Genomic DNA, 4,207 nt, shown 5'->3' with positions numbered 1-4,207 from the left:
TATACGACCCACCCCGACAAACCGTCAAACACTTATTTGCAAAAAAATGACGCTCACTGAAAAAAACAGCACGAACTCCCGGATTTCCGCCATTTTCACGATCAGGTTTTCGGAACGGCCACCCCGACCCCTTCCGAACAGGCCTCACCGCCGGCCCCTGGCAATCTGTTTTGAGTCTCATTCCGGCGGGCCTATTGCCGCCTCCGCCCGGAGCCGGGCCAGGAATCAAGATTTGGGAAACAGCACGCGAGGAACAGACGCTGGAAAACCGGTCATGCGATATGCATGCCCCCCCGCCAGAACCATCGTCAACGATCCCTCTGTCTTATGGGGAGCATATCCGCCCCGGACCGGGCGGCCACAGACAGAGATGCCAGCCCCTTCCTATTAGGTGCCCTTACAGGCGTATTCGCCCCCCTGTCACCGGCGGACATATAACTGCCGCCCCACCGAATGGTCCATGTTCACAAGCGCCCCTTTATCCATACCTATAAGAGACATGGAGATGGCCAGCGTTAATGGCCTCAAGCCCGGCAGGTATCCTTGCTGTGACAGCCGCACCGCCAAACCGTGGCCTGGCAAGCGACTCCTCCTGATCCGGCGCGACAAAATAGTGACTTCCGGACAGCAAAAACTCGGGCTATAGCTGACTTTAGAGCCTCGCGCAGTCGCAGCACTCTATGCGCGATCTCCACAATACCTCTTCCCGATTTAATTTTTCGCTTTAAGTTTGCACCATCAGGGCACTGATTCAATTGCAGTTCATCTTGACTTCGAAACCCGTTCGCAACAGAATCTCCCGAAATATCTTACAATTCGGGATTGGCTTCATGAAACAACGGGCTCGCCCACGTTCGGCTCTCATCGCTGGCGTTCTCGGCTCCGTTCTGCTGGCCGGTATCGGCGGGTTCGCAATGTTCGGGACCGTTGGCGGCCCGGACACCGATCCCACCACTGCTGATGCATCCAGCGAAACCAGCTTCACCATCCCCTCTCCCGAAGACAGTGCGCCGGCACTCGAGACCCGCGCGGTCAAGGTAGAGCGTGGCGATACCCTGATGAAGCTGCTGACCAAGAACGAGGTCGACCGCCGGGAAGCCCATGCCGCCATCGAGGCGCTGACCGAGGTCTATGATCCCCGCCGCATGCAGATCGGCCAGCTGTTCGAATTGTCGCTGGAAGATCCGGCGGATACGAAAACCTCTCCCAGCCTGGTCTCTCTTTCCTTCAAGGCAGATCCGGTCCGCACCATTCAGGTGCGCTATACCGATGACGGCGCCTACAAGGCCGACGTCAAGGAAAAGGCCCTGCAGCGCGGCGACGCGTTCGGCGCGGGCGTGATCGGCAGCAGTCTCTATGAAGCAGCCGTCGATGCGGGCATCCCGGTCGCCGTACTGCACGACATGATCCGGATCTTCAGCTTCGATGTCGACTTTCAGCGCGATATCCAGAAGGGCGACCGGTTCGAAGTGCTTTATGACGAACAGCGCACCAGCGACGGCACCCTGGTCCGGACCGGCAACATCACTTACGCGGCAATGACGCTCTCCGGCAAGGAGCTGGCCTATTACCAGTACACCCCGAAAAGCGGCGTGACCGATTATTTCGACCGCAAGGGCCAGTCCGTGCGCAAGACGCTGATGCGCACCCCGGTGAACGGCGCCCGTCTGTCATCCGGTTTCGGCAAGCGCAAGCATCCGATCCTGGGCTTCACCAAGATGCATCGCGGCACCGATTTCGCCGCGCCGCGAGGCACCCCGATCATGGCGGCCGGCGATGGCGTCATTGATTATATCGGCCGCAACGGCAGCTACGGCAATTACATCCGCATCCGCCACAACAGCACCTACAAGACAGCCTATGCCCACATGTCCGGCTTCAAGCGCGGCCTGACCAAGGGCGCACGGATCAAGCAGGGCGAGACGATCGGCTATATCGGCACGACCGGCCGCTCCACCGGCCCGCACCTGCATTATGAAGTGCTGGAGAATGGCCGTCAGCGCAATCCGATGAGCGTGAAGCTGCCCGCGGGTGAAAAACTGAAGGGCCAGGAACTGAAACGGTTCGCCGCGGCCCTGCCCGCGCTGGATCAGAAGATCGCCGTTGCCCGGGATGACAACACGCTGGTTGCCGCGCAAAGCAACTGATCGTCACGGCGCTCCAGAACGCTCTTCCAGACACGATATATTCGGCATCACCGCTATTCGGCGGGGATGCCGAATAGTGCGACGACAGCACAGAACAGGGCGAGCAATACCCGCCCCGCAATCGCGTATCCCTGCCCGCCCGCTTTCGCCGTGGCGATTGCCGCGATCCCGCATTGCAGCATGTAATAGATAGCGAACGCCCTGCTCGCGAGGGCGATAACCCCGTAGATATCGGTCTCCCACAAGACCAGCGCCGAAATAAAGACCAGGACCGGATAAACCTGATGTCCGTTCAGCCGCCGGGTGGCGCCATGGGCCAGCCCCGCGCCACCGATGGCATCGGCGACAGCGGCGCTGAACTGGCTGGCAACGGCACCGAAGGTGAGCGCCAGCGGCAGCAGGGGCGAGACCAGCAAGGCCGCATCCATCACCGCCGTCTCGCCCGACCCGTCCATCGCCGCATTCATCAGCGGTGACAAGAGCGCAAAGAAGGCAACATAGATCCCGGTCGCGGCGAGCTGGGCGTACCGCATGGTCCGCACCCGCATCTCCCGGCCGAATTCCTCGCCGAGAAAGCGCGATGTCTCGAACCCCTGCACCATGATCAGCATGCCAAGCAGCACCGGCACGCTGCCCCAGTCCCCGCGCGGCTCCGGCGGCAAGACCGGTGCGCCCTCCCACAACAACCCAGCGCAATAAGCCGCAAGCGCCACCAGAAAACCGCCAATGATCGCCAGCTTCAGGGCAACCACACCGGATTCGATACGGATCACCTTCCTGATGCCGCCGGACCAGCCGAGCCAGCCAATCAGGCCAAGTAATGATGTCGCGATGATTTTCGCCATCACCGGATCGGCCGCGCCGGTCGCCTGCTTCACGACAAAGGCACCGAGCAGCGCCAGATAATAAGCGACGGAAATCACATAGGCGAAAAACAGGGTGAAGACGCTCAGTCTCTCCAGAACCGCGATGTTGCGGGGCGGCTCCGGCTGCTCCAGCAGCGGCTCGACATGCAGAATGTTGTAACGGACAGCGCCGCCGATGACCCAGGCAAAGGCGCAGAGACCGGCAATGCCCAGAATCGCGAAGCCGCCAAGCTCCCGGCCAAGCAACGGCGCCGACACCAGAAAGCCGCTGCCGATGATCGACGCCAAAGGCGCCACCATCGCCCGCCAGACCTCCGACCGGCCGATCCGGGTGAACAGGATTGCCGCGAAGAGGGCCAGGGCGGAAACCGCGAAGAAGGCTTCGATCATGAGAGGAAAGCACCGGACTGAGGATTGGAACCAGACAATACCCGTCTGCAGCAGATGCTGCCATGGATGAGCCGCCGACCTCCGGCAAACAGGGGTAGGAACACCCGGATCGCTGGCATGACCTCCGGGCGACAGATTCGTGAAACGTGTCGCAATTGGGAGAAGTTGTGACGCGGGACAGCAATTGAAATCCCGCATCTGCCCTTAAATCCGAAGAACAGCGCGATCAGGCGCCAACGGAATCTGAGGAGAGGGCGATGGCCGCGAGCATGACGGATATCCAGACTCTGGTACGGGGCTTCTCGGTCGAGACCACGCCCGGCTCCGCCGCCAAGGTGGATGATTTCGGCGCGTTGCTTCCCGCTGGAACGACCGTCAACGTGACGCACCTCCCCGGCTCCTCCATTTCAGACACCGTCGCGGTCTGCCGCAGACTGCGGACCGAGGGTATGGAACCCGTCCCCCACATCGCCGCGCGCAGCATCGAAAGCGACGCCGCGCTTGCCAATTACCTTCAGGGCCTCATCGAAGAAGCCGCCGTCACCGAGGTTCTGGTGATCGGCGGCGGTGTCGACAGCCCGGCCGGCCCCTTTGCCGAGACCATGGATGTGCTGCGGAGCGGCCGGCTTGAGGCCGCCGGTATCCGCAAGGTCGGCGTGGCCGGACATCCTGAAGGCTCCCCCGACATTTCCGTCGACGGTCTCGCCATCGCATTGAAGGCCAAGAACGACTGGGCCGCCAAAACCGGTATCGAGACCTATATCGAGACCCAGTTCTGCTTCGATGCGGGCGCCATCCTGAAAT

Annotated in this window: 2 protein-coding genes and 1 pseudogene; 2 read left to right on the top strand and 1 reads right to left on the bottom strand. The window is 61.4% G+C overall.

Annotation, left to right across the window (positions count from 1 at the left end; genetic code table 11):
* Nucleotides 1-830: 830 nt before the first annotated feature.
* Nucleotides 831-2,147, top strand: coding sequence for a peptidoglycan DD-metalloendopeptidase family protein (locus tag AAC126_RS21810; RefSeq protein WP_339857479.1), 1,317 nt, complete (start codon nucleotides 831-833; stop codon nucleotides 2,145-2,147).
* A 53-nt stretch (nucleotides 2,148-2,200) separates the two neighbouring features.
* Here the strand turns inward: AAC126_RS21810 and AAC126_RS21805 are convergent, their stop codons facing one another.
* Complete coding sequence (locus AAC126_RS21805) at nucleotides 2,201-3,403, bottom strand: hypothetical protein (protein WP_339857478.1); 1,203 nt, start codon at nucleotides 3,401-3,403, stop codon at nucleotides 2,201-2,203.
* Nucleotides 3,404-3,660: 257 nt separating this feature from the next.
* On the opposite strand from AAC126_RS21805, the pseudogene AAC126_RS21800 reads away from it, so the two are divergent.
* Nucleotides 3,661-4,207 (top strand): annotated as a pseudogene (locus tag AAC126_RS21800) (metFprotein); the annotation flags it as partial.

Source organism: uncultured Nisaea sp. (assembly GCF_963974195.1).
In the GTDB taxonomy this organism is placed as follows: domain Bacteria; phylum Pseudomonadota; class Alphaproteobacteria; order Thalassobaculales; family Thalassobaculaceae; genus Nisaea.
Note: the sequence above shows the minus strand (reverse complement) of the source record. Positions and strands in the feature narration are given on the sequence as shown.

Coding starts and splice junctions, on each gene's coding strand:
- AAC126_RS21810 (WP_339857479.1), top strand. CDS start 831: ATGAAACAACGGGCTCGCCCACGTTCGGCTCTCATCGCTGGCGTTCTC.
- AAC126_RS21805 (WP_339857478.1), bottom strand. CDS start 3,403: ATGATCGAAGCCTTCTTCGCGGTTTCCGCCCTGGCCCTCTTCGCGGCA.